This is a genomic window from Acetobacteraceae bacterium (genome assembly GCA_004843165.1).
Lineage (GTDB): Bacteria > Pseudomonadota > Alphaproteobacteria > Acetobacterales > Acetobacteraceae.
This window is the reverse complement of the sequence record CP039459.1, coordinates 406,645-432,500: the sequence shown is the minus strand read 5'-3', so window position 1 is coordinate 432,500 and position 25,856 is coordinate 406,645. Positions and strand designations below refer to the sequence as shown.

At 43.5% G+C, this 25,856-nt stretch carries 19 protein-coding genes and 2 rRNA genes (1 of these 21 running past the window's edge); 12 read left to right on the top strand and 9 right to left on the bottom strand.

What is annotated here, in order from left to right:
* The 3 genes from FAI41_02070 to katG all read left to right on the top strand — a co-directional run.
* Positions 1-671 (top strand): 23S ribosomal RNA (locus tag FAI41_02070); it begins 2,061 nt to the left of the window's first position.
* Positions 672-767: 96 nt separating this feature from the next.
* Positions 768-882: ribosomal RNA gene (rrf, locus tag FAI41_02065) — 5S ribosomal RNA — on the top strand.
* 411 nt (positions 883-1,293) lie between these two features.
* Positions 1,294-3,573: a catalase/peroxidase HPI gene (katG, locus tag FAI41_02060; GenBank protein QCE33765.1), complete on the top strand. Its 2,280-nt coding sequence runs from the start codon at positions 1,294-1,296 to the stop codon at positions 3,571-3,573.
* Between the two features lie 59 nt (positions 3,574-3,632).
* On the opposite strand, the gene FAI41_02055 is transcribed toward katG, so the two are convergent.
* A complete protein-coding gene (locus tag FAI41_02055) occupies positions 3,633-4,325 on the bottom strand; it encodes an SDR family NAD(P)-dependent oxidoreductase (GenBank protein QCE32459.1) in 693 nt (230 codons plus the stop codon).
* Positions 4,326-4,444: 119 nt separating this feature from the next.
* Between FAI41_02055 and FAI41_02050 the strand changes: the two genes are divergently transcribed.
* Positions 4,445-5,320 (top strand): hypothetical protein, encoded by an 876-nt coding sequence (locus FAI41_02050; GenBank protein QCE32458.1) that lies wholly within the window; start codon positions 4,445-4,447, stop codon positions 5,318-5,320.
* Between the two features lie 736 nt (positions 5,321-6,056).
* Here the strand turns inward: FAI41_02050 and FAI41_02045 are convergent.
* Positions 6,057-8,297 carry a hypothetical protein gene (locus FAI41_02045; protein ID QCE32457.1) on the bottom strand — a complete coding sequence of 747 codons (2,241 nt, stop codon included), beginning with the start codon at positions 8,295-8,297 and terminating at the stop codon, positions 6,057-6,059.
* A gap of 169 nt (positions 8,298-8,466) precedes the next feature.
* Between FAI41_02045 and FAI41_02040 the strand changes: the two genes are divergently transcribed.
* Positions 8,467-9,672: an alpha/beta hydrolase gene (locus tag FAI41_02040; protein ID QCE32456.1), complete on the top strand. Its 1,206-nt coding sequence runs from the start codon at positions 8,467-8,469 to the stop codon at positions 9,670-9,672.
* A gap of 91 nt (positions 9,673-9,763) precedes the next feature.
* Here FAI41_02040 and FAI41_02035 read toward each other — a convergent pair whose 3' ends face one another.
* From FAI41_02035 to FAI41_02005, 7 genes are all read right to left on the bottom strand, one after another.
* On the bottom strand, positions 9,764-10,507 hold the full coding sequence (locus FAI41_02035; GenBank protein QCE32455.1) for a hypothetical protein: 744 nt from the start codon (positions 10,505-10,507) through the stop codon (positions 9,764-9,766).
* A gap of 157 nt (positions 10,508-10,664) precedes the next feature.
* Complete coding sequence (locus FAI41_02030) at positions 10,665-11,990, bottom strand: cytochrome c (protein QCE32454.1); 1,326 nt, start codon at positions 11,988-11,990, stop codon at positions 10,665-10,667.
* Positions 11,991-11,994: 4 nt separating this feature from the next.
* Positions 11,995-13,803 (bottom strand): GMC family oxidoreductase, encoded by a 1,809-nt coding sequence (locus FAI41_02025; protein ID QCE32453.1) that lies wholly within the window; start codon positions 13,801-13,803, stop codon positions 11,995-11,997.
* The gene (locus FAI41_02020) at positions 13,800-14,564 is read right to left on the bottom strand and encodes a gluconate 2-dehydrogenase subunit 3 family protein (protein ID QCE32452.1); all 765 of its coding nucleotides are present in this window, start codon (positions 14,562-14,564) and stop codon (positions 13,800-13,802) included. Before FAI41_02020 ends, FAI41_02025 begins: the two co-directional genes overlap by 4 nt.
* On the bottom strand, positions 14,543-15,289 hold the full coding sequence (locus FAI41_02015) for a hypothetical protein (GenBank protein ID QCE32451.1): 747 nt from the start codon (positions 15,287-15,289) through the stop codon (positions 14,543-14,545). Before FAI41_02015 ends, FAI41_02020 begins: the two co-directional genes overlap by 22 nt.
* On the bottom strand, positions 15,286-16,266 hold the full coding sequence (locus FAI41_02010) for an Hsp33 family molecular chaperone HslO (GenBank protein QCE32450.1): 981 nt from the start codon (positions 16,264-16,266) through the stop codon (positions 15,286-15,288). Before FAI41_02010 ends, FAI41_02015 begins: the two co-directional genes overlap by 4 nt.
* Before the next feature lie 18 nt (positions 16,267-16,284).
* On the bottom strand, positions 16,285-17,478 hold the full coding sequence (locus tag FAI41_02005; protein QCE32449.1) for an aspartate aminotransferase family protein: 1,194 nt from the start codon (positions 17,476-17,478) through the stop codon (positions 16,285-16,287).
* A gap of 125 nt (positions 17,479-17,603) precedes the next feature.
* Between FAI41_02005 and FAI41_02000 the strand changes: the two genes are divergently transcribed.
* The 7 genes from FAI41_02000 (at position 17,604) to mutL (ending at position 25,718) form a co-directional block, all read left to right on the top strand.
* Positions 17,604-18,254, top strand: a complete 651-nt coding sequence (locus FAI41_02000) for a hypothetical protein (protein ID QCE32448.1) — start codon at positions 17,604-17,606, stop codon at positions 18,252-18,254.
* 110 nt (positions 18,255-18,364) lie between these two features.
* Positions 18,365-18,610, top strand: coding sequence for a twin-arginine translocase TatA/TatE family subunit (locus tag FAI41_01995; GenBank protein QCE32447.1), 246 nt, complete (start codon positions 18,365-18,367; stop codon positions 18,608-18,610).
* A gap of 53 nt (positions 18,611-18,663) precedes the next feature.
* A complete protein-coding gene (locus tag FAI41_01990; protein ID QCE32446.1) occupies positions 18,664-19,650 on the top strand; it encodes a bifunctional riboflavin kinase/FAD synthetase in 987 nt (328 codons plus the stop codon).
* A gap of 109 nt (positions 19,651-19,759) precedes the next feature.
* Positions 19,760-22,684 carry an isoleucine--tRNA ligase gene (locus FAI41_01985; GenBank protein ID QCE33764.1) on the top strand — a complete coding sequence of 975 codons (2,925 nt, stop codon included), beginning with the start codon at positions 19,760-19,762 and terminating at the stop codon, positions 22,682-22,684.
* A complete protein-coding gene (gene lspA / locus FAI41_01980) occupies positions 22,684-23,247 on the top strand; it encodes a signal peptidase II (protein QCE32445.1) in 564 nt (187 codons plus the stop codon). The genes FAI41_01985 and lspA overlap by 1 nt, the downstream gene beginning before the upstream one ends.
* A 10-nt stretch (positions 23,248-23,257) precedes the next feature.
* Complete coding sequence (locus FAI41_01975; protein QCE32444.1) at positions 23,258-23,785, top strand: DUF3035 domain-containing protein; 528 nt, start codon at positions 23,258-23,260, stop codon at positions 23,783-23,785.
* A gap of 10 nt (positions 23,786-23,795) precedes the next feature.
* A complete protein-coding gene (mutL, locus tag FAI41_01970; protein ID QCE32443.1) occupies positions 23,796-25,718 on the top strand; it encodes a DNA mismatch repair endonuclease MutL in 1,923 nt (640 codons plus the stop codon).
* Positions 25,719-25,856: the final 138 nt, after the last annotated feature.

Genomic DNA, 25,856 nt, shown 5'->3' with positions numbered 1-25,856 from the left:
ACTGAGCCTATTTAGCATGGGCCAGGACCCTGCATGGTGGACAGTTTGACTGGGGCGGTCGCCTCCTAAAATGTAACGGAGGCGCGCGATGGTAGGCTCAGTCCGGTTGGAAATCGGATTTTGAGTGCAATGGCATAAGCCTGCCTGACTGTGAGAGTGACAGCTCGAGCAGAGACGAAAGTCGGCCATAGTGATCCGGTGGTTCCTTGTGGAAGGGCCATCGCTCAACGGATAAAAGGTACTCTAGGGATAACAGGCTGATCTCCCCCAAGAGTTCACATCGACGGGGAGGTTTGGCACCTCGATGTCGGCTCATCACATCCCGGGGCTGAAGCAGGTCCCAAGGGTTCGGCTGTTCGCCGATTAAAGTGGTACGTGAGCTGGGTTTAGAACGTCGTGAGACAGTTCGGTCCCTATCTGCCGTGGGCGTTAAGACTTGAAAGGATTTGTTCCTAGTACGAGAGGACCGGAATGAACGAACCTCTAGTGAACCAGTTGTCACGCCAGTGGCATGGCTGGGTAGCCAAGTTCGGAATGGATAACCGCTGAAAGCATCTAAGCGGGAAACCAGCCTTAAGATAAGGTCTTTTTGGGGCGTTGAAGACCACAACGTTAATAGGTCCGGTGTGAAAGTTCAGCAATGAATGAAGCTTACGGATACTAATCCCCCAGACCTCTCCAGCTTTGTATTCAACATACAAACATCATTCAAAACTTTCTCAATCTCTCTTATCTCTTCTATCCCATTCACCTGATGTGACGCAGCAGCGGGGGGTTATGGCGAGGGTCCCAAACCCGATCCCATCCCGAACTCGATGGTTAAACCCCTCAGCGCCAATGATACTTCGTCTCAAGACGCGGAAAAGTAGGTCGCCCCCCGCTACTCAGTCACATCATTTAAAAAAGCCCTTAAGGTACTCACCTTAAGGGCTTTTTGCTTTCCAAGCACAATAAAAACAATCAAACTCAAAAAAACAATAACCAACTCAATTTATTCTTCAAGAGGAGAGCATGGAAATAGGAAAAGGGGAGAGGATTCTGCTCTTGTTGAGATTCCATAATAAGTAAGTTTTAAAAGATAAAATAATGCCTGAAAATATGCCTGAAAACTTGCTTTTTCCTTCAAAAGAGGAATGTTGCATTGCATTTAAAAAATTCTTTACTTGTCTGTTACGTCGCATATTGCTTTAATGCAGACATTGAAATGTTGGAACAAGAAAAAAGGTTCCTAATCAATATAGCGATTAAGGATGTTATATGACTGAAATCAACCGCCGTAAGGCGTTTTTTATGATGGGTGGTGTTGGAGCAGCTGGCTTCATCGCCTCTAAAGTGAATGCTGCGCCACAAACGCCGGCATCTCCAAAAGCAGGCTCACCAGCAAAGGCAGCAGCGCCTCAAGGCAAATGCCCTTTCTCCGGATCTGGTGAGGCTTATGCCGTTGCTGGTGAGGGAACAACAAACCAAGATTGGTGGCCATACCGTTTGCGTGTGGATTTGTTAAATAGACATTCCCAGAAATCCAATCCTCTTGGAAAAGAATTTAATTACCGTAAAGCTTTTAAATCTATTGATTATGAAGGTTTGAAACGTGACCTCCGTAATTTGATGAGAGAGTCTCAAGATTGGTGGCCAGCAGATTTTGGACATTATGGTCCATTCTTTATCCGTATGGCTTGGCATTCTGCCGGAACCTATCGTGCCCATGATGGCCGTGGTGGTGCTGGTAGAGGGCAACAGCGTTTTGCACCGCTTAACAGCTGGCCAGATAACGCCAACCTTGATAAGGCGCGCCGTCTTCTTTGGCCAATTAAACAGAAATATGGTCAAAAGATTTCTTGGGCGGATTTGATTGTCTTAACAGGGAATGTTGCGCTTGAAGATATGGGCTTTAGAACCCTAGGTTTCTCTGGCGGACGTGAAGATGTTTGGGAACCAGATGAGGATGTAAACTGGGGTCCTGAAAAAACATGGTTGGCACATCGTCCACTAGATAAATTCGAAGAGCCTCTTGGTGCCTCTGAAATGGGTTTGATTTATGTCAATCCAGAAGGGCCAGAAGGAAGAGGTGATCCACTCGAGGCTGCACAATATATCCGTCATGTTTTCGGTCGTATGGGTTGGACAGAAGAGGAAATTGTTGCCATCATTGCTGGTGGTCACTCTTTTGGTAAAACGCATGGTGCTGCTCCTCAATCCCATCAAGGTCCTGCACCAGAAGCTGGTGATTTAGCTGCTCAAGGTTTGGGTTGGCTCAGCAACTATGGCACAGGTAATGGCGTCAGTGACCGTATTACCAGTGGTTTGGAAGTTACTTGGACCCAGACACCTGCGCAATGGAGCAATTTCTTCTTTGAAAACCTTTTCAAATATGAATGGGTAAAAATGAAAAGCCCTGGTGGGGCGGTTCAGTTTGTTGCGAAAGATGCTGAAGCTGTCATTCCAGATGCGGCAGATCCAACGAAAAAACATAAACCAACAATGCTTGTGACGGACGTTGCTCTGCGTGTTGATCCTGTTTATGGCAAAATTTCCAAACATTTCTTGGAAAATCCACAAGCTTTCGCAGATGCTTTTGCTAAAGCTTGGTTCAAACTGATCCATCGTGATTTTGGTCCTCGTTCCCGCTATATTGGTCCAGAAATTCCAAAAGAGGAATTCCTATGGCAAGATCCGCTACCAAAAGCGAACGGTAAACACATTGACAATTCAGATGTTGATGGCTTGAAAAAAGAAATTCTCAAAACAGGTTTGAGCATTTCTGATCTCGTGAGAACGGCTTGGGCTTCTGCTTCAACCTTTAGAGGCGGTGATAAACGTGGCGGTGCCAATGGTGCCCGTATTGCGTTAGCGCCTCAAAAAGATTGGGAAGTCAACAATCCAAAACAGCTTGCAAAAGTTTTAGATGCTTTGAAAAAAGTTCAGTCTAACTTTAACAGCAAAAATTCCAGAAAAGCTTCTCTTGCAGATATCATCGTTTTGGCAGGGAATGTTGGGGTTGAGCAGGCTGCTAAAAAAGCAGGCTTCAAAATCACTGTTCCTTTCACGCCAGGTCGTGTGGATGCAACGCAAGAGCAAACGGATATTGACGGTATTAACCTGTTGAAGCCGCTTGCAGATGGCTTTAGAAATTACAAAGCAAAAGGTTATGCACCTTTGGCTGAGAATTTCTTAATTGATACAGCTCAGAAACTTACTTTGAGTGCGCCAGAAATGACGGCACTTATGGCAGGTCTAAAAGCAATCAATATCAATTTTGATGGCTCAAATGTTGGTAATCTCACAAAAACACCTGGTGCATTGACCAATGATTACTTTGTGAACTTGCTCAGCATGGAAACAGACTGGAAAGCAACGTCTAAAGAACAAGATCTGTTCCAAGGGATTGACCGTAAAACAGGGAAAGTTAAATGGACAGGTTCAAGAGCCGATTTGATTTTTGGTTCTAATGCTGAATTGCGTTCTTTGGCTGAAGTTTATGCAAGTGAAGATGGTAAAGAACGTCTCGTTCATGATTTTGTGGCCGCATGGGACAAAGTGATGATGCTTGATCGTTTTGATGTCCAAGCATAAGTTTTAAAGCTTATAAAAGAAAATAGCGGGGTTTATCCCCGCTATTTTTTTGCCTTATTTTACCAAGGTAAAACATCGCCTTTATAATTGATAAACCTAATCCCTTTTTTCCCCTCTAAGGAAATAAGGGTTTTTGTCATGGGGATAACAGAATCTTGAATCTCAAAGGGGGCATTTTCACCGCCCATGCTGGTTCTAACCCAGCCCGGATGCATCAAGACGCAGGCACGATCCGGATATTCATGTGAGAAATTCATCATTAATTGGTTAAGGGCTGTTTTACTGCTGCGATAGATAGGCTTACCGCCGGATTCATTATCAGCAATAGAGCCAACACGAGAGGTCATCACACCGATAAGACCATTTTCTTTAACTAAATTTTCAAATTTATCGACAAAACGGACAGGGTTTAAGGCGTTATTAAGCATAGCATGGGTGAAGTCTGCCTCATTAATTTCGCTAAATTTGGAGGTGCGATCTGGGAGAATTCCGGCATTGACAAAAAGAATGTCCAGTTTTTGATCTTGAAGTTTGTGATAAAGGGCAGAAACCTGATCTGCTTTGTTAATATCAACCTCTTCAACACTAAGTTCAGAAGGATATTTTTTTGCAAGTTTGGCAAGGGGGGTGGAAACGCTTTTATCACGGACTGTGCCGATGACATGGTAGCCTTTTTTGATAAATTCCTCAGCCATGGCACTGCCAAGTCCACGAGAGGCTCCAACAATAAGGATTTTGTGAGATTGAGTCATGATTTCGCTCCTTTTCTCTTTTTTAAAATGGGCGTTATAGGATGAATCTAGACCTTCTCTTTCAAGAAGGATAGTTTTAAGCTGTTACAGCTTTTTATTCTGCTAAGGATGTTGAACGCATGCGCTTTTCTTTGATTTTTAAAACGATGGCTTTGTCTATCTGCTGCCTTGGTTTGATACCGAAAAAAAGCTTGGCTTGGGGCTATGAAGGCCATGCGATTGTCGCAGATATTGCCATGCATTATCTGCCAAAGGCAAAGCAGGAGAAAATTCTAGCGCTGTTAAATCAGGATAAAAGTCTTTTGGTGCCTAAAAATATTGCTGGGGAGGCAAGCTTTCCAGATGCTTATTGGCTCTTACATCCAGAAACGATTAACTGGCACTTTATCAATAATGATTGGCGGCATCCTGATATGAAAGCGGCCTGCTCAAAAATTGAAAGTCCAGAAAAGGGCGGATGCGTTTTAAATCGCATTGAAACTTTTAGAAAAGCCTTAAATCGTAAAAAGACTTCTCCCGAAGAGCGGTTATTTGCAATGCAATTCATCTTGCATCTGGTGGGGGATATGCACCAGCCACTCCATGCAATTAGCGATAATGATCGGGGAGGCACGCAGAAATTTGCGGTTGTTCCCGGTAATCTTGTACCTACAAATTTTGCGTGGAGCCTCCATGCCTATTGGGATACCAATTTTATTGAACTTGAGGGGCTGAACCAGAAGGCGCTGGAGAAAAAGTTGATTTCTGAAATCAGTAAAAAAGACATCAAAGAATGGCGTAAGGGAAGTGTTTGGGATTGGTCACAAGAGGCGCACGAATTAGGCGCAAAAGATGGTTATGCGGCGCTGCCAAAACCGAGACAAGATGGCCTCTATGTTTTAGATGAAAATTACACGCATAAAGCCCAAGAAGACATCAACCTTCAACTCAAAAAAGCAGGTGTAAGGCTTGCAATGATTTTAGATGAGGCTGTTTTGCCTGAAGTGAAAAGATAATGGAAAAAACAAATCCAAAGATTATCGAGATTTTATCAGGAAGATAATTCTATAGAGGCAGATGTTAGGGACTTATCGCCAGCTCGTATAAATGAGTGGGCTATGAGTAATGATGATTTTCTAGCAAGCATGAAAGGGCATGTTAGATTTTTTAAAAAATATTTCAAATAGTTAGCTTTAATGGTTTAGATAAGATTCTAGAAGAGTCCCCAACAACATCTATAGTATATGAGTGGTGTATTTATGCGCATGAATTGAGTGCAGAGATAAGAGCCATTATTCTGCAATAACAGGATCTTTCCGAAGCGTTGAGGAAAAAAATGCTTCAAAAATTAGAAGAGAGACGTATAATTCCATTATGGCTTGCGCCTTCCCCCTCTTCCTGTCCAGTACGCGAAAATGCCCCGTACTTCACGACCATTTATTAACTCCTTTGAAAATCCAGACCAAATAAAAAATCTTACAAGAAAATAACCAGAAATAAACCAAAAACACACTAATAAAAAAAAGCCCATTTTTTTAATCCTTTCAGGTTATACGTATAAAGTAAGTTTAAAGCAGATTTTGAGGTTATGCTAGATAAGGAAAGAACTCACTTATACGCTTTTGATGCACATAAAGAATTTTCAGCTGTAAGATTAATTTCTCATTCCTCGATAAATGATATAGAAATTTCAGGTGATGATGTTCCTTTTTAAGATAAACAGCTCTGAGTTTTCTCAGAGCTGTTTTATTATTATTCGAAGAATTCTTTTCTGAGGCTGATAATATCTTTTTGCAAGGCGCCTTCTGGAAGGGTGAGGAGGGTGTCAAAGAATTTACGGAATTTTTGCTGTTTCTTGGCATCAAAATAATTCGGGTATCTTTGAAAAAGCCGTTCGAGACTTTTTGGAAAGTTTTGGTCCTTTTTTCGTAACAGACTGCCCAATGTTCCCCGCAAGGCTTTCCATGTATGATAATAGAGGGATTTCGATTTCACCATAAAGCCGTTTTGATCTTCAAAAACATAGCCTTCGATTTCTTCATTTTCCGTTTTTTGAACAAAATCTAAAAACTGCGCTTTATCTTTTAAAATCGCTTTTCTTGGGGCAAGCGCAACGCCAAGCCATTCAGCTACTTTTCCCAAATCTTCATAAGGTAATTTTTTGAAGCTTAATTGACGGTAAATGACATCCAAGAGAACAAGTTTTTTGTCTTTATAGGCAATAATATGGGGATCATTGATTGGATCAATGACTTCAAAAATGCAAGAAACGTTAAAATGTTTATTTAAGGAAAAAAGACGTTCTCCTAAATCTTCTGAGACTTGATTTTGAAAAAATTCCGCAAAAGGCCCTGTTAGGTAGTTTTTAGAAGCAATCAGTAAATGGGAATCATCATAGCCTGTAATGCCTAAGAAGCCGTTTTCTTTCAGGCGTGCGGAAACCGGGTAGGCAAATTTTTCGGCAATTTCCTCTAAGGAAAGTTTCTCATTGATATTAAAGAATTTATCATAAGAGCGTGCCGCAATTTTTTTACTTTGTTCATTGATAAAGAGACCTCTGGCTTTGAGGGTTGTCTCGTCCCAATTTCCTCTATGAAAAACATGATTTTTAAAGCTAATGGAAATAATGTTTTCCCAGCTTTTTTGCGGATTGATTTGGATACCGTCATGTTTTTTGGTTTGCCCTAAGAAATCCTCAGGACAATTTGTTTCTATCTTTTCAAAAAGGCTGGAAATTTCTGTTGGGATTTGAATTTCAGAATAGGTTTTGCGTTCCTTTTTATTTTCTAGAAAAGTTTCTCGAGGGAGAAAACCCTCTCCTTTTCTGTGATGGATGGAACGTAAAGCGCCGTCAAATTCTACCTTTCCTTCTAAGTTAAAGGAGTGATGTCCTGCTATGATTGGGAGGTTTTGTTTGTTTCGATGGCCGTGAATTTGGTAAAAAGGAGAATCTTCGCCGACATTCTCTGAAAAAATCCGGTCAATTTCTGTATTGTAATCTGCCCAACCTTTTTCGCATTCATTGGCAGAAATTTTCCAGATTTCGTTGATCGGGGCAGGGATGCCGCCATGAGAGATAAAGACTTTTTTCCCATCGAAAGCATAGGCAAAATGAGTCTGTAATGATCTTAAAAAGAATTTAAATTTTGCGCTTTTGGGTTCCCATCCTTTTTGAAGTAATTCAGGAAGGGTTCTGGTAGTAAATTCTTTGCTTCGAATTTCCTCTTGGTTATGCCAAGCACGGAAATGGCGCTCATGGTTGCCAGATAAAAGAACGATATTAGGTTTTAGGACATTATTTCTAAAGGCATTTTCCCAGAGATAATCCATCAATCCGGCATTATCATAACCACGATCAATATAATCGCCGACAAAGATATAAAATTTATGCAGCTCAAACCCGTTTGGTAGAAGCTTTTCAAGATGTTTGCGACAGCCATGCACATCCCCAATCGTAATGATTTCCTCATAGGGGGTCAGATCTCGATATTTTAAGGAAAATTCCCGATCCATATCGAAAGTCTCAGGGGAAAAAGTTCTGAGGCGTCTATGGACTTTTCCCTTGGAATCCTGAAGGGATTTCCAAATATCCGTTATGATTCCCGGGGGCACATATTTTACATCGCCTTTGCGCTTTTCATTGCGTTCAAGGCAGAGTTCCAAAGAGGGATCAAAATCAATAATGAGGGTTTCATAACCATATTTTATAGCCAGATTTTCCCATGTGCCGATGGAGCGTCCTACCCCTGTTGAGTCAATGATCGTGGTATCCCCCCGACGCAATCTTTCCCGCATTAAAACTTCGAGACGGTGAAAAATTTGGCGGTTATAGGCTTGACTAATGGTGAGTGTGCCATTGGATAAAAAGGTAGGGTTTCCGAATTTCAGTCTTAGCTGGTCTGTCGAAATGGTATAAGATTCTAGAGCGTTCTTTTCAATCCAGGTTGATTTTCCGCAGCCTGGTGCGCCTCTTAAAATGATTAGGATTCTCATTATTCCCCCCCTTAATTTTTTTTATTTTTAGGGGTTTACTCTAAGGAAATATAAAGAGTCCGACTAGAGGGGTGATTTATAAATAAAAGATTTAAGGGGCGCTTGGTTATCGGGATAAAAAGGGTGTAGCCTCGTTTGCTATCGTTTAAAATTTTGTAGGAAAGATAACATGTCTATGAAAGCTAATCGTTTCTCGTCATTCTCAAAGCTCTTTTATGCGGCTGGTGCTGCTGGGTTAGTGCATCTAGGACGCAAATGCGTTGATAATGCCGCTAAAAAACACGGCATCAGCTCAAGGGCTTGGCTTTTTATGCAAGGATTGATTTATCTCAGCCCACATCTAAAGCGTCATATCTGGGGCATTGTTGATTTACAGCGTTTAGAAGGGCCTTTAAAGATTGGTAGCCGTTTTGGCGATAAAGGTGTTTCCGTTCAGGAAAAAACAGAAAATGATTTAAAATCTTTCGTTTTTTCTCCAAAAGAGGGGACAGCTTCTCCGCTTCATATTCTCTATCTTCATGGTGGCGATTTTGTGATGGGGGTCATGCCTTATTATTATTGGATGCTATCAGATCTTGCGCGTCAATTAGATTGTACAGTGGAAATGCCTATTGTGCCGCTGGCGCCAAAGTGTAAATGGGAAGAAAGTATGGATGCCATCCTTTCTGTCTATCAAGATTTAGCAAAGCGTCATGGCGCTGAGAATATCGTTGTGATGGGGGATTCCGCTGGCGGTTGGCTAACATTGACACTTTCAAGAATGCTTGCGGATAAAGGTTTAAAACAGCCAAAAGCCTTAATTTTATATTCACCATTTCTTGATCTCTCCTGCAGCGGAAAAGATCAGCCATTTTTAGAAAAAAATGATCCTATTCTTGATATTCCTTTCTTGCGTGAAGGCGGAAAATTATGGGTAGGCAAGAATAATTCTTTAACTGATTCAAAAGTTAATCCGATTTACGCAGATTCTTTGGAAGAGGGCTTGCCGCCAACTTTAATTATTTCTGGAACCAGCGATACTTTAAATTCAGATGCACGCCGCTTAAAACAGAAAGAGCCTTGGATGTTGCTTGAGCAATATACGGGTATGCATCATATTTTTATGGTCAATAAATTTACGCCTGAAACACAGAGGGTTATGCAGCAAACAGTGGATTTCATCCGTAATCCAAGACAGGCAACGTCAGAAGCTGAGAAAACGGGGCTTTGGCAAAATAGCCGAGGGGAACGCTGGTTGTTATCTCTCAAGGATGCAGACCCGGTTCTTGATCATGATTTTATGCCAGCATGGGGGCATGATATTGAGGAAGAAGCGCTTTCCGAAAAAGACCCAGAAGCTGAAGCAAAAGCGAAAGACAAATTGAAAGAAAAATAGGTCTAAAACACGCTGAAAAAGAATAATTTTTCAGATAAACTTTTTTATTCCCCCTAAATTATGATGATTTAGGGGGCGTAAAAAAGAGGGTTTAGTAACCACCAATATCTGCAAAACTATGGGATAGGGTGCATTCACGGAAATTTTGAAGAATTTCTCTGGCTCCATTAAGATTGATGATATGGCGATGGCCAGCACCAAAAATCACAACAGCCTTATGTTCTGTCGAGAGAGCGTCCAAAAGCGGTTTGAGCTGTGGAGGCTTTACACTTGCTTCAAGAGTCATTTGATTTTTTTGCGTCATGGTGAAAGTTGTTTGGTATTTTCCAACTAAAAAGGTTGTTTCCCCTGTGACTTGCGGTGGAAGAGACCAAGTCGTATCCATTGTATCAATTTCAAGACCGTTTTTAGCCGCACGGAACATAATACGGAAAGGGCTGTTTGAGTGATTCATGGCACCGCAAACAGTAACGATTTCACCTTGGGAATCTTTTTTACGAAATTCCATCCAATTTCCGGCTTTCAGGTCAATATCTTTTAAGGCCTTATTGGTGCTATCCGTAAGATTTTGAGTCATAAGCGGGGCTGTCGGAGAGGATGCGCCTGAAGGGTTAATCCCTTGTTGCTGAGCAGAATCAGGTTCAGGGTTGGCAGGCGGAACGCCGAGAACCTCTTCTCCTGCGGGTTGGGCCCCTTGGAGTGGTTTTGCGTTGACTTTTCCAAAGGCAGATTTTGGTGCCGGATCGGCGTGGGCGATTGTTGTTATAAAATTTGTTAAAGTTAGCGCAAAAAAACCAGCACCTAAAAGAGTCGGAAATTTTTCTGAATATTTCATATATTTGTCCTTTGCGTTTTAGAGCAGAGTCGTTTCATTTTCAAAAGAAAAAGGCTTTCTCTAAGTGTCATCGTCAGAGGTGGTATGCGAGTTTTCTAAGAACGCGTCTCTTTAAATCGCTCGGTGCCTTATTTTCATTTTTTAATCTATTCTGTGACTAATTTAAAGGGCTTGGTGGGGGCGGTGTATCTGGAAGCTCTTTGCGGAGTTTCGTAACCTGTCTCACAGAAATAAATTTTGCCTGATTGCCCCAAGCGGAACGAATATAGGTTAAAACATTTGAAATTTCAGAATCTGAAAGCATCTCATCAAAGCCGGGCATAGTTAAAGATGAGTTCTCTTGTGGCGGCAAAGCAGGGACAGCCGATCCTTTTTCAACAATATGAATAAGCGAGGCTGTATTTGGTGCCATGACAATAGGATTTCCAGCTAAAGGCGGAAAGGCCATGCCATAACCTTTTCCCTCGCTGCCGTGACAGGCCGCACAGCGGTCAACGTAAATCTGTCGGCCTTTGGTAAATTTAGAATGTTTATGGAGCAGCATTGCCTGCTGAACATCCCATTCTCTATCCTCTTCATTGAGGGGAGGAAGTGAAAGTAAAAAAGCAGAAAGGGCTTTAATATCTTCCTTTTTCCAAAGGGAAGTACTTTTTTGGATGACTTCTGTCATTGATCCAAAAACATGCCCTTTTGGGGATCTTCCTGTTTTTAAAAACATTTCAAGATCCTGCTGTGTCCAGTTTTTAAGGCCTGCATTTTTATCTTGCCGGAGATTGGGGGCATCCCAGCCTTCCATATTTTTACCACCTGAAAGAAAAAGATGATCTTTTCGCTCTTCCAGCGCTTTCTCTTCTAATCCAATATCTCTGGGCGTATGGCAGGCACCGCAATGGCCGGGCCCTTCAGCAAGATAAGCGCCACGTTCAATCAGTGAATCCTGGGATTGCTGGTATAATGCGTGTTGAGCATCAGTAACTTTAGGCAGAAAGAAATAGCGCCAAATATTTAAAGGCCAGCGGATATTAAAGGGCCAAAACATTTTTTCTTTTGGTACAGGCTGAGAAACCGGCAAAACCTCTTTTGTAAAATAAAGATAGAGATTGTGAATATCCTCGTCGCTTAAATGGGCATAAGAGGGGTAAGGCATTGCCGGGTAGAGAGGCTTTCCGTCTTTACGAATACCCTCCCGAACGGCTCTTGAAAAATCGGCTTCACTATAATTGCCAATGCCATAAGTGAGATCAGGGGTAATATTTGTGGCGTAAATAATACCTGTGGGAATGGCAAAAGGAAGGCCGCCTGAAAATTCAGGTTGGTTCTCAAGGGTATGGCAGGCACCGCAATCAGATAAAATAGCGATATATTTCCCCGCTTTGATCTGATCTTGTAGGTGGTCTTGGCGCTTTCCTGCCTGTGCTGAGGGCGTTAAGGAGGGAAGGCAAATCGCAAGAAGACAAAATTTTGTAAGTTTAGAAAATTTCATCCGTTCAATCCCGACATAGCGGACCTGGTGATTTTAAGTAAGTTTCTTTAATTTTGGCGGCAGACCAATAAGCCAGTGCGGCAACGAGGCCTGTGGGGTTATAAGTGATTCCGTGGGGAAAAGCACTCGCACCGATAACAAAGAGATTAGGCAGCTCCCAGCTTTGCAAATAGCGGTTAACGACACTGGTTTGTGGGTTATCCCCCATGATGGCACCGCCGCCAAGATGAGTCGTTTTATAGTCAGAGACATTAAAGGGACCTGAGAGTTTATTGAGATTCCATTTTCGGGCATGAATATTTTGAGCAATTTCAGGAATTTGATCTGTGATATAATGATTCATTTTTATATCATTTTGATTCCAGTCAAAACTGATCCGAAGAAGCGGCTGCCCATAGGCGTTTTTCCATGTTGGATCGAGGTCTAGGTAATTATTGCGGTAGGCAAGTGAATTGCCGTGGGAATCAATGGCGAAAGAATGCTGATATTGATCTTGGAGACTTTTTTTGAAATCAGCCCCCCAATTTCGTCCTTGTTCTGGATTATGGGAGAGGGCAGCTCGAATAGGTTTTAGGCCGGACTGGTTGACCCAAAGGGCACTGCCGCCGATAAAGCCGAGTTTTTCTGCATCTAAATTTTGTAATGTGAAATCATCAATGGCGACACCGCTTCCACCGGCACCAACAAAAGGATTGATCTGCTGACTTTTATCCATAAAAATATGCGAGGTGGAAATTGTTTGGTAATTGAAATGTTTTCCGACCATGCCTTCTCCCGTTTTCGGATTATAGGCTTGTCCGATTTTGGAGAGGTGCAAGAGATGGACATTATTAAGCGAAAAAGCACCTAAGATGACAAGATCAGCTTTTACTTTGCGTGTTTTTCCTGTTTTTAAATCTGCAAAAGTAACACCTGTCGCACGTTTTTTATCCTTGCTTTTATCAATATGGAGCACATGCGCCATATCAATGAGACGAAAAAGCGGGTTGGGATAAAGCGCAGGTAAAATATTCACATTTGGTGTGGCTTTGGCATAGACATAACAGTCAAATCCCGAACAGTAACCGCAAAAATTACATGCGCCCATCTCACAATTATATGGATTTTTATAGGCTTGGGAGGCATTGGCCGCCGGAATTGTATAAGGGTGCAGGCCAGCTTTCTCAGAGCCTTCACGAAAAAGAGTGCCGGAATAGGTTTCTTGAAGCGCAGGAAGCGGAAAATCCTCAGAACGGTCAGGGGCAAAGATATTGCCTTTGCCAATGATTTTACCATTAACCTTATAGGCCTCTCCCGATGTCCCAAAAATTTTTTCCGCTTTATTGAAAAAAGGTTCCAGTTCAGGATAAGAAATATTAAAATCCTGCACCAGCATATCTTGTGGAATGAGACTGTTACGACAGGTTGCTTTGCCATATCTTTCATTTAAATAAGTCTCTAAATAAAGCTCTTCAGGAATAACCCGAAAATGGCATCCAGCCCAATGAAGGCCGGCACCGCCCACCCCTGTTCCAAGGAGAAAGGCACCGGCTCTGCGGTAAGGCAATGCTTGTTTGTAAAGGTCATTGCGGATGGTAAAGGTGCTTTTGGAGAGATCTTGAAAAAGATATTTGCGAATATTGCCACGCAATTCATCTATGCTTGCAGGATAGGCTCCCTCTAAGGCCGTTTTTCTTTGGGGGCCTCGTTCCAAAACGATGACAGAAAGGCCGGCTTCGGTGAGTTCTTTGGCCATAATGCTTCCGACCCAGCCGCCGCCGACAATGACGGCGTCAGCTTTTAAAGGGGCAGAGGAGGAGTCAAAATTATTCATAAAGGAGCCATACTGCTTTCATCTTGGCGTTGCCAAAAACGTTGCATTTTTTCAAAAGAAAGAGGAATGGCAACAGGTTTATAAGGATAAGGCGCGCCTTTTTGATTAATCCATGCCATAAAATCAGCACGTGCGCCGGGAAAACCCAGAAATTCCCAGCCTTTCATTTGTTGGTTGCCGCCATAAAGTGGATCTGAAAAAACACCCTCTAAGACATTATTGCGCAACTGTTTGAAGAAAACGGGGCTTGGAATTTCTCCAAGATCAATCTTGCCATCTTCGAGATCTTCTAGAATTTGGATTTGATCTTTTTTCGAAAGGGCATGAAAATATTTTTTCTTAAAATTTTCTGAAATCCACGGCAGTAATTTTTCAAAGGACTTACGATAAAGTTCCCGTGGTGTATAAGGGAGCTGATAGCCAAGATTTTCTGCACCTTCCGCAAAAGGAGGGGAAAGATAGGTGCGTTCGCCAAAGCCATAGGGCATCGCAAGCTGGCGATCAATAAAGTCAACAACATGCAGGCCTTCTCTCTCTTTGGAGAGATCTTCCGTTGGAAAGATAATTTCTGCTGCTGTTTGTATAAAACGGCGTTCCTGAGGGTTTAAAAACTTTCCAACTTCAATTTTATATCCCTTCGCATTGCAGGCTGATAAAGCGCAGAAAGCAAGGAAGCTGCTCGTTCCAAGAAGGAAGTGGCGCCGGTTTAGGGTAAAAGAATTTAGAAAAGTTGATTTTGTCAGTGGTATGCCCTCGGTGATGGCGGTGGGGGAAGTGGCTGCAGGCTTTTGGCATAAATAACTTTAGGCTTGTCTTTTGTTGTTGCTTTAGATGTCCCCTTTTTTATCGGTTGAACAACGGGCAGAGCTGGCAGAGGTTGAGCCTGTATCCCGGAAACATTGTCTGAGACCGGTATCGTTGATTTTGTAGCGGCTACTGGCTTAACGATCCAATTGGAGAATTTACTGCGAAGCTGATATTCAATTTCTACATTCATATCATCAAGCAAAGCATTGGTTAGGCGCAAGAGCACATCACTGTCTTTTTCGCCATGAATAGGGGTGACGCTTTTGTAAACTTCGGCAGAAAGATTGCCTGTTTTGGAAAAGGCAGGATTTTCCATTGTCAGTGAAAGAATAATTTTCCCATCATATTTATCAGGATGGCGTGTCAGGCTTGCCTGTCGAATATTTAGGACGGCTTCACCTGCTTTCCCCTCACAAATAAAACGTTGCTTGGCAAGGTCTTTTAAAAGCTCATTGGGGGTATACGCCATTTCACGGGATTCATTTTGAGGCAATGGCGTTGCATCATCAATCACTTTAAGGGAGGCCACATTGATTCTTAAATGCGGCAGAAAGTCGTAGCTGGGACGCTGAAGGGACTGGGAGACATCGTTAATGAGTTCCCCGGCACCGACAAGAAAAAACGCCAGTCCGACAAAAAGGGCAGATCCTAGAACCGTTCGATAAAGACCAAAATTCATGACTCTAATTCTTCTGGCCGGAAGGAAAAGCGGATATTGCAGAAATGGCAGTCCACTTCAATTTTATTATCATAAATCAGCTCTTTCCGTTGTTCGCCGTGAAAGTTTTTTAACATATTTTCAATTTTTTGACGGGTGCAACGGCAACCGAACGAAAGAGAGCGGAATGTGTTGGCAATCACATCCAAACTGCCGAAAAGACGGTAAATAAGTGCCTCTGGTGTAACTTGAGGATCAAGAGCCTCGTCTTCTTTTAGTGTATCAGCCAAGGTCACGGCTGTTTGCCAGAGATCCTTGATTTCTTCGGTAGTAAGAGATTTATCCTTAACAGCTCTTGTTTGGCTATCATCTGGCAGACGCTCTAAAATAAGTGCCGCAGATTGGAATTCATTATTGATATGGCGTGAGAAAAGAAGAATATGGCAGGGATATTGCGCACTATCCTTAAAATAACGTTCTGCTAATTCTGCAAGCGTCTCATCTGATTCCCCCGTCATTTGCACGATACCTTGCTGGGGTTGGCTTGCGTGCTTTTCCTGTACGGTAAAGGCGAGGTAGCCAGCTCCTAAGAGGGCGCTTGCCTCACCATTTTTAAGTTCTGAAAGTTTAGAAATTTTACTTTCATCCTGCTGTAATGTGACACGCAGGGCACCGTCATTTGTGCAATCACTGGCCATCATAGAGATGGGACCGTCACCTTTGGTCTGAATGGTAAAGCTACCATCAAACTTAAGGGCTGTGGCTAGACCAGCGGTTAAGGCGGCCATTTTCCCAGTTAGGTTTAGGGTAGGTACTGCCATGTGTCGATGGCGGGAAAGGAGTTCGTTGCCTAATTTACCTAAACGGACAAAACGGCCTCGAACAGGGGCGTTCTGGAGATAAAAAGGCAAAATAGCCTTGTCTTCTGTCAGGTTGGGGATTTCTTTAGGACGTCCTGAACCGGATTCTTTAAGATTGATAGAAGGATAAGAAGACATAATGTTGATTTTCGACAATTAATTTACAGTATTATGACGCAAGTTTAGGGCGACTTGGGAGAGTTTTTCAATGGCTATTTTACATTCTGCCTTTGAAACGGTCAGTGGTGGCAATAAACGTAAGACATTATCGCCTGCCGGCACAACAAGAAGATGTTCTTTTAAGCAGGCTTTTACGACCTCTGAAACAGGCGGAATACAGCGAAGTCCTTTGAGGAGGCCAATGCCTTTTTGCTGGGCAAAAATATCGGGAAATTCAGAAATAAGTTTTGCAAGCATTTTTGAGAAATTCTGAGCGATTTCTTGAAGTTTTGGTAGAAAATCCGTGGAAAGAATTTCCTCTAAGACGGTTTTTGCGGCAATGCAGGCAAAGGGATTTCCGGCAAAAGTTGAGCCGTGTGTGCCGGGTGTTAAGCAGTCCCCAAGCTGTTTTTTAACCAATACGGTGCCAATAGGGATGCCGCCACCAAGACCTTTGGCTAGGCTGAGAATATCGGGGGTTACACCGAAATGCTCATAGGCAAAGAGATGACCGCTTCGTCCGATACCTGTTTGCACCTCGTCAAAGCCTAGGAAAATGCCGTTTTCATCGCATAAAAGGCGTAAATCTTGAAGAAATTTCGGATGAGGCATATTGATGCCGCTTTCACCTTGGATCGGTTCGATTAAGATACCGGCAACGTTACCGTCTAAATGTTTTTTCACAGAGTCGATGTCATTAAAAACCGCATGTCGGAAATCGCCTGGCATTGTCCCGAAGCCTTCCTGATATTTTGGGTTTCCAGTGGCGGAAAGCATCGCCAGTGTTCGTCCATGAAACGCATGTGAGAAGGTAATGATTGCTTTGCGCTCTTCGTGGTCTGCCAAAAACTGCGCACGGCGCATGATTTTTACAAGCGCTTCATTGGCTTCCGTTCCCGAATTTGCAAAGAGGATATAATCGGCAAAGGAGTTTTTCGTAAGGATTTCGGCAACGGCCTCACCTTCGGGAATGTGATATAAATTGGAAACGTGCAAGAGTTTCGCCGCTTGTGCCTGAAGGTTTTTTACCAATTTCGGATGAGAGTGTCCAAGGGAAGAAACCGCAATACCTGAGCCAAAATCCAGATATTTTTGGCCGGATTCCTCAAAAAGCCAAACGCCTTTTCCGTAAGTGAAGGCGATGGGGAAACGGTTATAGTTTGGCGTTAAACAAGAAGCGTTAGAAGACATTGGCTCACATCTAAAGATGAAAATATATCGACAGCCTATCTGCTGTTAGAGAAGAAAATACACTATAATGTCTTTGAAATCAGTACCTTAAAGGCAATATCTTTTAGAAAGAAGGGGGGAAAGAGATGTCAAAACAGCCAAAGCGAGTGTTTCTCCCGTCTTTAGATCGGTTTTATTTGAAAGAGGCCGTTCTTCATTATCTTGCACGTTTTTCAACAACCAAACAGAAAACGGCTCAGATGCTCTCACGTAAAATTATGCGATGGGGATTTAAGGCTGAAAAAGCAGGCATGCCTGAAAGTGCAATTTTAGAAATTCAAGAAAGTGCAAAAGCCCATATTCCAGAGATTATCGAGGAAATGGTCAGCGCCGGAGCAATAGATGATCTTGAGTTTGGGCGCTCTAAAGTACGCTATAGCGCAGGTAAGAAATCACGGCGTCTCATCGCAGCGCAACTTGCGGCAAAGGGGCTTAGTTCTGATCTTTTAGAAGATGCGATGATAGAGGAATTAGGAGAGGCAGGCGAGGAAAAATCCCGTATTTTAGAGCTGCAGGCGGCTATTCGTCTGGCAAAGAAACGTAAAATAGGGCCATTTCAAATGCAAAAAACAGAAGAGGCTGATTTTGATGACATGATCTTAATGCAGAAATTCTCAAAAGAAATGGGGGTTTTTGCCCGTGCCGGTTTCAGTGCGGAAATGGCAGGAAAAGTTTTAAAAATGGATCTTGAGAGGGCTTTGGCAGTTCTGGAAAATCAGGGGCTGGAGCAGTTCTGAAATTTAATCTATCATCTTGTATAGTTATATCTATATAATAACATGCAATATTGTCATTTTTTGGGATGAATTTCATTGGTGAAATTATCCCCGGGTAAGAGGTTGATTCTATGGGATCTATGAGCGTCACGCATTGGATTATTTTAGGCGTTATCGTGCTTATTTTGTTCGGCGGCAGCGGCAAAATCAGCAGCATGATGGGGGATTTAGCCAAAGGGTTGAAAACCTTTAAGAAAAGCATGGCTGAGGAAGAAACACCTGAAGAGAAGGCAAAAGCCGCTATTGCCCATAAAGAAGCGCAGGATGCTTCTATGAGTGCGTCTGTGAAAGAGCCTATTGGGCGGCCTAAAGACTGATCGCTATTAAAATCTTTTCTGATTACACCTAGAATAAATTTAAGGGATATATTTTGGGCACTCGTTTTCCTGCCCTTCATCAAGATTGGCGTCATATCCCAGCAACAGCTAAAAATTGTGCTGTTGCGCTGGGCAATTTTGACGGGGTTCATCTCGGGCATCAATATCTACTCACTAAGCTTGCAAGAGCGTGCCCGTCTGCGCCTTTGGCGGTGGTGACTTTTGCCCCGCATCCAAAGGGCGTGTTTCGTCCGCAAGATCCGCCATTTCAGTTGATGAATACGGGGAAGGAGCGTGCAAAATATTTTGCGCCGTTAGGTGTTGAAAATATTTTTGAAATTGCTTTTACACCGGAATTTGCCAATCTTTCTCCTGAGCAATTTGTTGAAGAGGTGCTGATTAAATCTCTTGGCGTTAAGCATGTTGGGTGCGGAACAGATTTCTGTTTCGGCCATCGCCGTCTTGGCAATGTTGATCTGCTCGGAAAGCTTTTAGGGGCGCATGGCATTGGTCTGACAGATATTGAGGCCTTGCATGATTCTGAGGGGCCGATTTCTTCGACACGGGTGCGGCGTGCCCTTCAGGAAGGCTATCCCGAAAAGGCGATGTCGTATCTTGGACGGCCTTGGTCTCTTTCAGGAAAAGTCCTTCATGGGGATAAAAGAGGACGTCTCTTAGGCTTCCCTACGGCGAATGTGGCGCTGGGTCATTATATTGAGCCGGCGAGAGGGGCTTATATTTGCGCCATTAAACTACCTGATGATGGGGGGGATGGGGCTGGAAAAACCTATCACGGGGTTGCCAATATCGGTCGCCGGCCTACAATTAATGATAAGGTGCAAAGTCGCATTGAGGCGCATTTATTTGATTTCTCTGGTGATCTTTACGGACGGGAAATTCAGATTTTTCTCTTAAATCATTTGCGCAATGAGCAGCGTTTTGAAAGTCTTAACGCTTTGACAACGCAAATAAATGCTGATGCGCAAGCCGCAAAAGAATGGTTTCAATTAGGAAAAATGACTGAGATTTCTCTTTTGTGATTTGGAATTTTTCCTCTAAAATATTTTTATCCTTAAATTTTAATTCTTTATTTCTAAGCTGATTTGGAAAACACTGATGTCTCAAAAAGCCAAAAATGATCAAAACGAGATGAGCCCGGCAGAAAAAATTGCAGCTGGCGATTATCGGGGCACGGTTTTTCTTCCTAAAACAGCCTTTCCAATGCGTGGCAATCTGCCAACACGTGAGCCCGAAATGCTTCGGAAATGGGAAGAAGCACGGTTAGATCAGCAGATTAAAGAAGCAGGACAAAAGAAAAAGACGGTTTTTACACTCCATGATGGCCCACCCTATGCTAATGGACGTATCCATATTGGACATGCGCTCAATAAAGTGATGAAAGATGTCATCAATCGGGCGCAGCGTATGTCTGATAAAGAGGTGCGTTACTTACCGGGCTGGGATTGCCACGGTCTGCCAATCGAGTGGAAGGTTGAGGAAGAAAACCGCAAAAACAAGAAAAACGATGTTAAAGAGGACGTTTTGGCTTTCCGTGCGCAATGTCGGGAATATGCAAAACATTGGGTCGGTGTCCAGCAAGAAGATTTCAAACGCATGGGCGTGCAGGCAGAGTGGCAAAACCGCTATGTCACAATGGACTACCGCTATGAAAGTGGCATTGCCCAAGAAATCGGTGAATTTCTTCTTAGTGGACGTCTTTATCGTGGCCTAAAACCTGTCATGTGGAGCCCTGTCGAGCGAACCGCTTTGGCAGAGGCTGAAATTGAATATCACGATATCAAAAGCAGAACTTTATTTGTTGCCTTCCCAATTGCGCAAGATTCAACAGGCGGAAAGCTCAAAGATGCATCTGCCATTATGTGGACGACAACGCCTTGGACAGTGCCGCTTAATCGGGCTTTGGCTTATAATCCGGAACTTGAATATGTCGTGATCGAAGCGCAGAAAGTCGGTGAGGAATCTTTGGTTCCGGTAAAAGGCCGCTTCCTTTTAGCCAAAGAGTTGCTTGAGAGCTTCGCTCAAAAAGCCAAAATCACACAATGGCAGGAACTTTCATCCTTTTTAGGAAAAGAACTCTCCGGAACGACAGTTTTTCATCCAATGGCGGAAAAAATTCTTGGTAAATCTCTACCGGAAAATGAGATCTTTTACGGCAAAGAGCGCCCGCTTCTTGGAGGAGATTTTGTTACAGCGGAAGCTGGGACAGGTGTTGTGCATATGGCGCCAGCACATGGGGAGGATGATTTCCGCCTCTGTACGGCTAATGGGATTGAAGTGACCGAAGACGTCCTCGATAATGGACTTTATGCCGACCATGTTTCAGGTCTTTCTGGAGTCCACGTCTTTAAGGCCGCAGAGCCTGTTTGCGAATATCTTAAAGAGGCCAGAGCGTATAATCTTGGTAAAGCCCCTGCGGGTTTGATAGCAGAAGAGACTATTCTGCATTCTTATCCGCATTCATGGCGTTCTAAAAAACCCATTATTTTCCGTGCTACCCCACAATGGTTTATCGCAATGGGAGAGCATGAAAAACCAGAGGGCGGCACAGCAGGTTCTTTAAAAGAAAAAGCCTTAAATGCTTTAGAAGAGGTAACTTTTTTACCGGCTGCTTCCCGCCGTCGTTTGACTTCCATGCTCGCAGGGCGTCCTGATTGGTGCATTTCACGTCAACGGACTTGGGGTGTGCCGATTGCCATTTTTGTTGAGAAAAAAAGCGGCAAGCTTTTGCGTGATGCCGAAGTGATGAAACGCATTGTCGATGTTTTTGCTCAAGAAGGAGCAGATGCTTGGTATCAACCGGACATGGCAAAAAGATTTTTAGGTGAGAAATATGATCCTGAAAATTATGATCCTGTTTTTGATGTGGTCGATGTCTGGTTTGAAAGCGGCTGTATGCCGGGTCTCGTTCTTCAGGATGAAAAAGGCCAAAAACAACCCGGTATTAATTTCCCGGCCGATTTGATTTTAGAAGGTTCCGATCAGCATCGTGGCTGGTTCCAGTCCACTTTGCTAGAATGTTTGCAATCTTGGGACATTGCACCGGCAAAAACCATTCTAACACAAGGATTTGTGATGGATGGCAAAGGACGGAAAATGTCCAAATCTTTGGGAAATGTGATTTCGCCTATTGAAGTCGCCGATGAAATGGGCGCGGATATTTTGCGTTTTTGGGTGGTGAATGCCGATTCCAGCGAAGATTTGCGGATTAGTAAGGAAATTCTCAAACAGCAGGCGGAAATGTATCGCCGTATCCGCAACAGCTTGCGCTGGATTTTGGGTGGTCTGGATGGTTTTGAAGCAAAAGAAATTGTTTCCTTTGAAAAACTGCCTTCTTTAGAGCGTTATATTCTTCACCGTTTGCGCCAAATTCATCAGAAAATACTTAAAGCCGTTGAGGAAACACATGATTGGCGTGATGTTTTCAATGAGATTTATAATTTCTGTAACCTAGACCTCTCGGCCTTTTATTTTGATATTCGTAAAGATGTTCTTTATTGCGATGGGCAAGATAGCCATGTTCGACAATCCGTTAGAACTTTGCTCGATATTTTGCATAAAGCGTTGACAACATGGCTTGCACCGGCCTTGGTCTTTACCGCAGAAGAAGCTTGGAGCGTTCGTTTTGAGAATAGTGTTCATCTGCAAAATTTCTACGTTCCTGAAAAACAGGGAGAGAAATATCTCTGGGATGATGAAAGCACTGAAGCCAACTGGGATAAAATTCGTGAAATCAGAAGCCTTGTTACGACAGAGCTTGAAAATCTAAGAAGTGCCGGAGAAATTCGTTCCTCTTTAGAAGCTTCTGTGATTTTGAAATTGCCACCAGAAGACCAAGCGCTTCTTTCCCAAGAAGATTGGCAGGATATTTGCATTGTTTCAAAATTAGAAATTGAATCCGCAGATCATGCCTCCGCTACGGCTCAAAAGTCTGAGGGGGAGAAATGTTCCCGTTGTTGGAAAGTTCTTGAAACAGTTGGACAGAATGAAAAATATAAAGATATTTGCCCACGTTGCGCAGATGTCGTTGAAAATTACCTAGAGGAAAATGTCTAATGTCATCTGAAAATCGCTCTCTTTCAGAAAAGTTCCAAGAATATCTCAATGGTTTTTCTTGGCAACAGGCGACATTTTCAAAGTTTGCGGCTTTTGGATTGATCGTTCTTGTTTTTATCATCGATCAATGGAGCAAAGGCCTTATTTTAGAAAAGCTTGGCGGCTTTGTGCATGATAAGCAGATTACGCCTTTCTTTGATTTGGTTCTGGTTCGAAATAAAGCCGTCACTTTTGGCATGTTAGGGGGGGTGACGGATCAGTTCGGTCCGTGGATTTTTATTCTGATCTCGCTCTTTGCTTCTGTCTTTTTAGGACTTTGCCTTTGGCGTGCAAAATCGCCTGTCGTGGCTTTGTGCTGTGGTTTGATTATCGGCGGGGCACTTGGAAATGCGTGGGATCGTTTTGACAGAGGCGGAACCGTTGTGGATTTTTTATATTTTCACATCGGGGAAGTTTCTTGGTATGTTTTTAACTTGGCAGATACAGCGATTGTCGGCGGCGTTATGATTTGGATGATCTATTCTTTTCTAAATGATCGGAAAAAATCCTCGATAGAGGGCTAAGAGGCACGAAATGAAAATTTCTTATCATGCAGTAAATTTAGCCGGCAGTGTTTTTTTTCTGGGAACGGTCTTGGTCTTGTCTGGCTGTTCCAGCGATGAGGCTGCAAGGGCTTTCGGCCTGAAACGCTCTTTGCCTGATGAATATACCGTAACAACGAGAGCGCCGCTTTCGATGCCGCCTTCGGAACGCATGGCTTTGCCGGGCGGTGAAAAAGGCGAGGGGACAGATGTTGATAAAAGCGCCAGCCTTGAGGCAATGGAAACACTTTCGCCGGAAATGGCGATCCATCCCGTCGTCGGGGAGCCAAGTCCTGGACAGACGGAGCTGAGTTCCGCAACACAAAGGGCGGCGGCAACGCCAGATTCAGGCGGACTAGCCGCCTCGGAAGATCCGAGATTCATTAATAGTTTAATGTTCTGGAAAGGCCCTAAAACAGGCAATGTGGTAAATGCAGATGAGGAGAATCATCGCTTGCGCCGCAATGAGGCTTTGGGACGTCCAATGAATGAGGGCCCAACCCCGACAGAAGAGCATTAAGGCGTTTTAAATGCTGCCTGAGCAACAGGATTTAGGGGAAAATCTTTCCGCCTCCACCATTCATCGTCTGCCGGATCATTTGGTTAATCTTATTGCGGCAGGGGAAGTTGTTGAACGTCCTGCAGGCGTGGTGAAAGAATTAGTTGAAAATGCACTGGATGCAGGGGCAACATCCATTGAGATAGAAACCAAAGCAGGCGGTAAAGATCTTATTGAAATTACAGATGACGGCAGAGGCATGTCGCCCGAAGAATTGCCCTTTGCTGTTAAGCGTCATTGTACTTCAAAATTAAAAATTCCGACTTCTTTTTCGGAGGATCTTTTAAATCATTCGCATGAGGCGGATTTTTCAACGATTTTAGAAGATATTCGAACGCTTGGTTTCCGTGGAGAGGCTTTGCCCTCTATTGCCTCAACAGCATGCCTTTCGATTATTTCTCGCCTGCCGGAAGCTTCAGAAGCGTGGATTCAAGAGGTCAAAGGGGGAGAAATTGCCCCTTTAAGACCTGTTGCCGGGGCACAAGGGACAAAAGTTCGGGTAAGCGATTTGTTCTTTGCAACGCCAGCACGGCGTAAATTTTTAAAAAGCACACGGGTCGAAGACAGCCGTATTGAAAATATGGTTCGTCGTTTGGCTTTATGTGCTCCTCATGTCTCTTTCCGCTTAAAACGTGATAACAGAGAGGTTTTTTATTTTCCAGCCCAACCTGCTGGGGATCGGGCAGCGGCGGTTATGGGCGCACCAGCCTCAACTTTTATTCCCTGCCAGTCCCATAGAGGACAGCTTTCGGTAACGGCATGGCTTGGCAGTCCCTCGCAAACACGCTCGACAGGATATAGCCAATTCTTTTTGGTCAATGGCCGAAGTGTGACGGATAAGGTTCTGCAAATGGCCTTACGTGTGGCGTACCGTCCTTTGATTGAACGTGGACGCTTTCCAATTGCTGTCGTGCATTTGCAACTGCCTTATGAAGAGGTGGATGTTAATGTTCATCCGACAAAGAATGAATTGCGTTTTCGGGATGAGGGCAAGGTTCGTGGTTTTTTAATTCATGCCTTAAGTGAGGCTTTATCAGGGGGAGCCGGGGTTACAACGAGCTTTGCCTTTGATAAAAAAGCCCTGCAAAAAGCGGCCTTTCCATTGAACAAAACCAGTGATTTTGCACAGGATAAAAATGCCTTAAATCATAGGCTTATGTCGGCGCTTTCCCCTGAAATGGAAAAGGCAAGTTTTGCACCGGCTTCACAGGCGATGCCAAGCCGATTAAATGAAACACAGGCACTTGCCGTACGGCTTTTGGAAGAGGCCAAAGTTACAGAAATTGATGAAAAGAAATATCCGCTGGGTGAGCCGATTACACAGATTTTTGAAACATATATTTTGGCACGTGCACCGAATGGCGCTCTCATTCTGGTTGACCAGCATGCCGCTCATGAACGACTGACGATTGAAAAATTACGAGACCAATTTTTAGAAGGCGGCATTCGAAGCCAGACGCTTTTAATGCCAGAAATTTTAGAAATTGGGGAAATGCTCGCTAAGACCTTATTGGAAAAATCAGCGGAGCTGGAAAAATTAGGTTTTATCATTGAGGATTTCGGCGCAGGCAGTCTTATGGTTCGGGGAACGCCTTCTTTATTGGGATCAGGCGCTGTTGAATCGCTTTTGCGGGATATGGCGGAAGAGCTCACTTTTTTAGACGATTTCCCAGCGAAAAAAGCCAAAGCCCTTGAGGAAAAAATTGAAGATATTTTGGCAACGATGGCCTGCCACGGCAGTATCCGTGCCGGAAGACGTTTAAACCATGCTGAAATGTCTCAGCTTTTAAGAGATATGGAAACAAATCCCAGAGCCGGGAATTGCCCACATGGTAGACCGACCTGGGTTAGTTTGGGTAAAGAAGATCTTGAAAAGATTTTTGGAAGAACGTGATGATTCAGGGCGGTTATGCACAGTTTTGGCTGTGATGCTCAGCGCATTATCATAAGGTAAATCGCCTCCGCCTTTTGCTAAAACAGCACCTCTTTCCTCTTAATGAAGGTTCTAAAGATGCGAGGAGAAGTTTTACCC

Bases quoted from the DNA above. Each gene is read 5' to 3' on its own strand.
- FAI41_02000 (QCE32448.1), top strand. From the start codon at position 17,604: ATGTCAAAACAGCCAAAGCGAGTGTTTCTCCCGTCTTTAGATCGGTTT.
- FAI41_02050 (QCE32458.1), top strand. From the start codon at position 4,445: ATGCGCTTTTCTTTGATTTTTAAAACGATGGCTTTGTCTATCTGCTGC.
- FAI41_01985 (QCE33764.1), top strand. From the start codon at position 19,760: ATGAGCCCGGCAGAAAAAATTGCAGCTGGCGATTATCGGGGCACGGTT.
- mutL (QCE32443.1), top strand. From the start codon at position 23,796: ATGCTGCCTGAGCAACAGGATTTAGGGGAAAATCTTTCCGCCTCCACC.
- FAI41_02015 (QCE32451.1), bottom strand. From the start codon at position 15,289: ATGAATTTTGGTCTTTATCGAACGGTTCTAGGATCTGCCCTTTTTGTC.
- FAI41_02030 (QCE32454.1), bottom strand. From the start codon at position 11,990: ATGAAATTTTCTAAACTTACAAAATTTTGTCTTCTTGCGATTTGCCTT.
- FAI41_02055 (QCE32459.1), bottom strand. From the start codon at position 4,325: ATGACTCAATCTCACAAAATCCTTATTGTTGGAGCCTCTCGTGGACTT.
- FAI41_02025 (QCE32453.1), bottom strand. From the start codon at position 13,803: ATGAATAATTTTGACTCCTCCTCTGCCCCTTTAAAAGCTGACGCCGTC.
- FAI41_02005 (QCE32449.1), bottom strand. From the start codon at position 17,478: ATGTCTTCTAACGCTTCTTGTTTAACGCCAAACTATAACCGTTTCCCC.
- FAI41_02045 (QCE32457.1), bottom strand. From the start codon at position 8,297: ATGAGAATCCTAATCATTTTAAGAGGCGCACCAGGCTGCGGAAAATCA.
- FAI41_02035 (QCE32455.1), bottom strand. From the start codon at position 10,507: ATGAAATATTCAGAAAAATTTCCGACTCTTTTAGGTGCTGGTTTTTTT.
- FAI41_01995 (QCE32447.1), top strand. From the start codon at position 18,365: ATGGGATCTATGAGCGTCACGCATTGGATTATTTTAGGCGTTATCGTG.
- FAI41_02040 (QCE32456.1), top strand. From the start codon at position 8,467: ATGTCTATGAAAGCTAATCGTTTCTCGTCATTCTCAAAGCTCTTTTAT.
- FAI41_01975 (QCE32444.1), top strand. From the start codon at position 23,258: ATGAAAATTTCTTATCATGCAGTAAATTTAGCCGGCAGTGTTTTTTTT.
- FAI41_02010 (QCE32450.1), bottom strand. From the start codon at position 16,266: ATGTCTTCTTATCCTTCTATCAATCTTAAAGAATCCGGTTCAGGACGT.
- katG (QCE33765.1), top strand. From the start codon at position 1,294: ATGGGTGGTGTTGGAGCAGCTGGCTTCATCGCCTCTAAAGTGAATGCT.
- lspA (QCE32445.1), top strand. From the start codon at position 22,684: ATGTCATCTGAAAATCGCTCTCTTTCAGAAAAGTTCCAAGAATATCTC.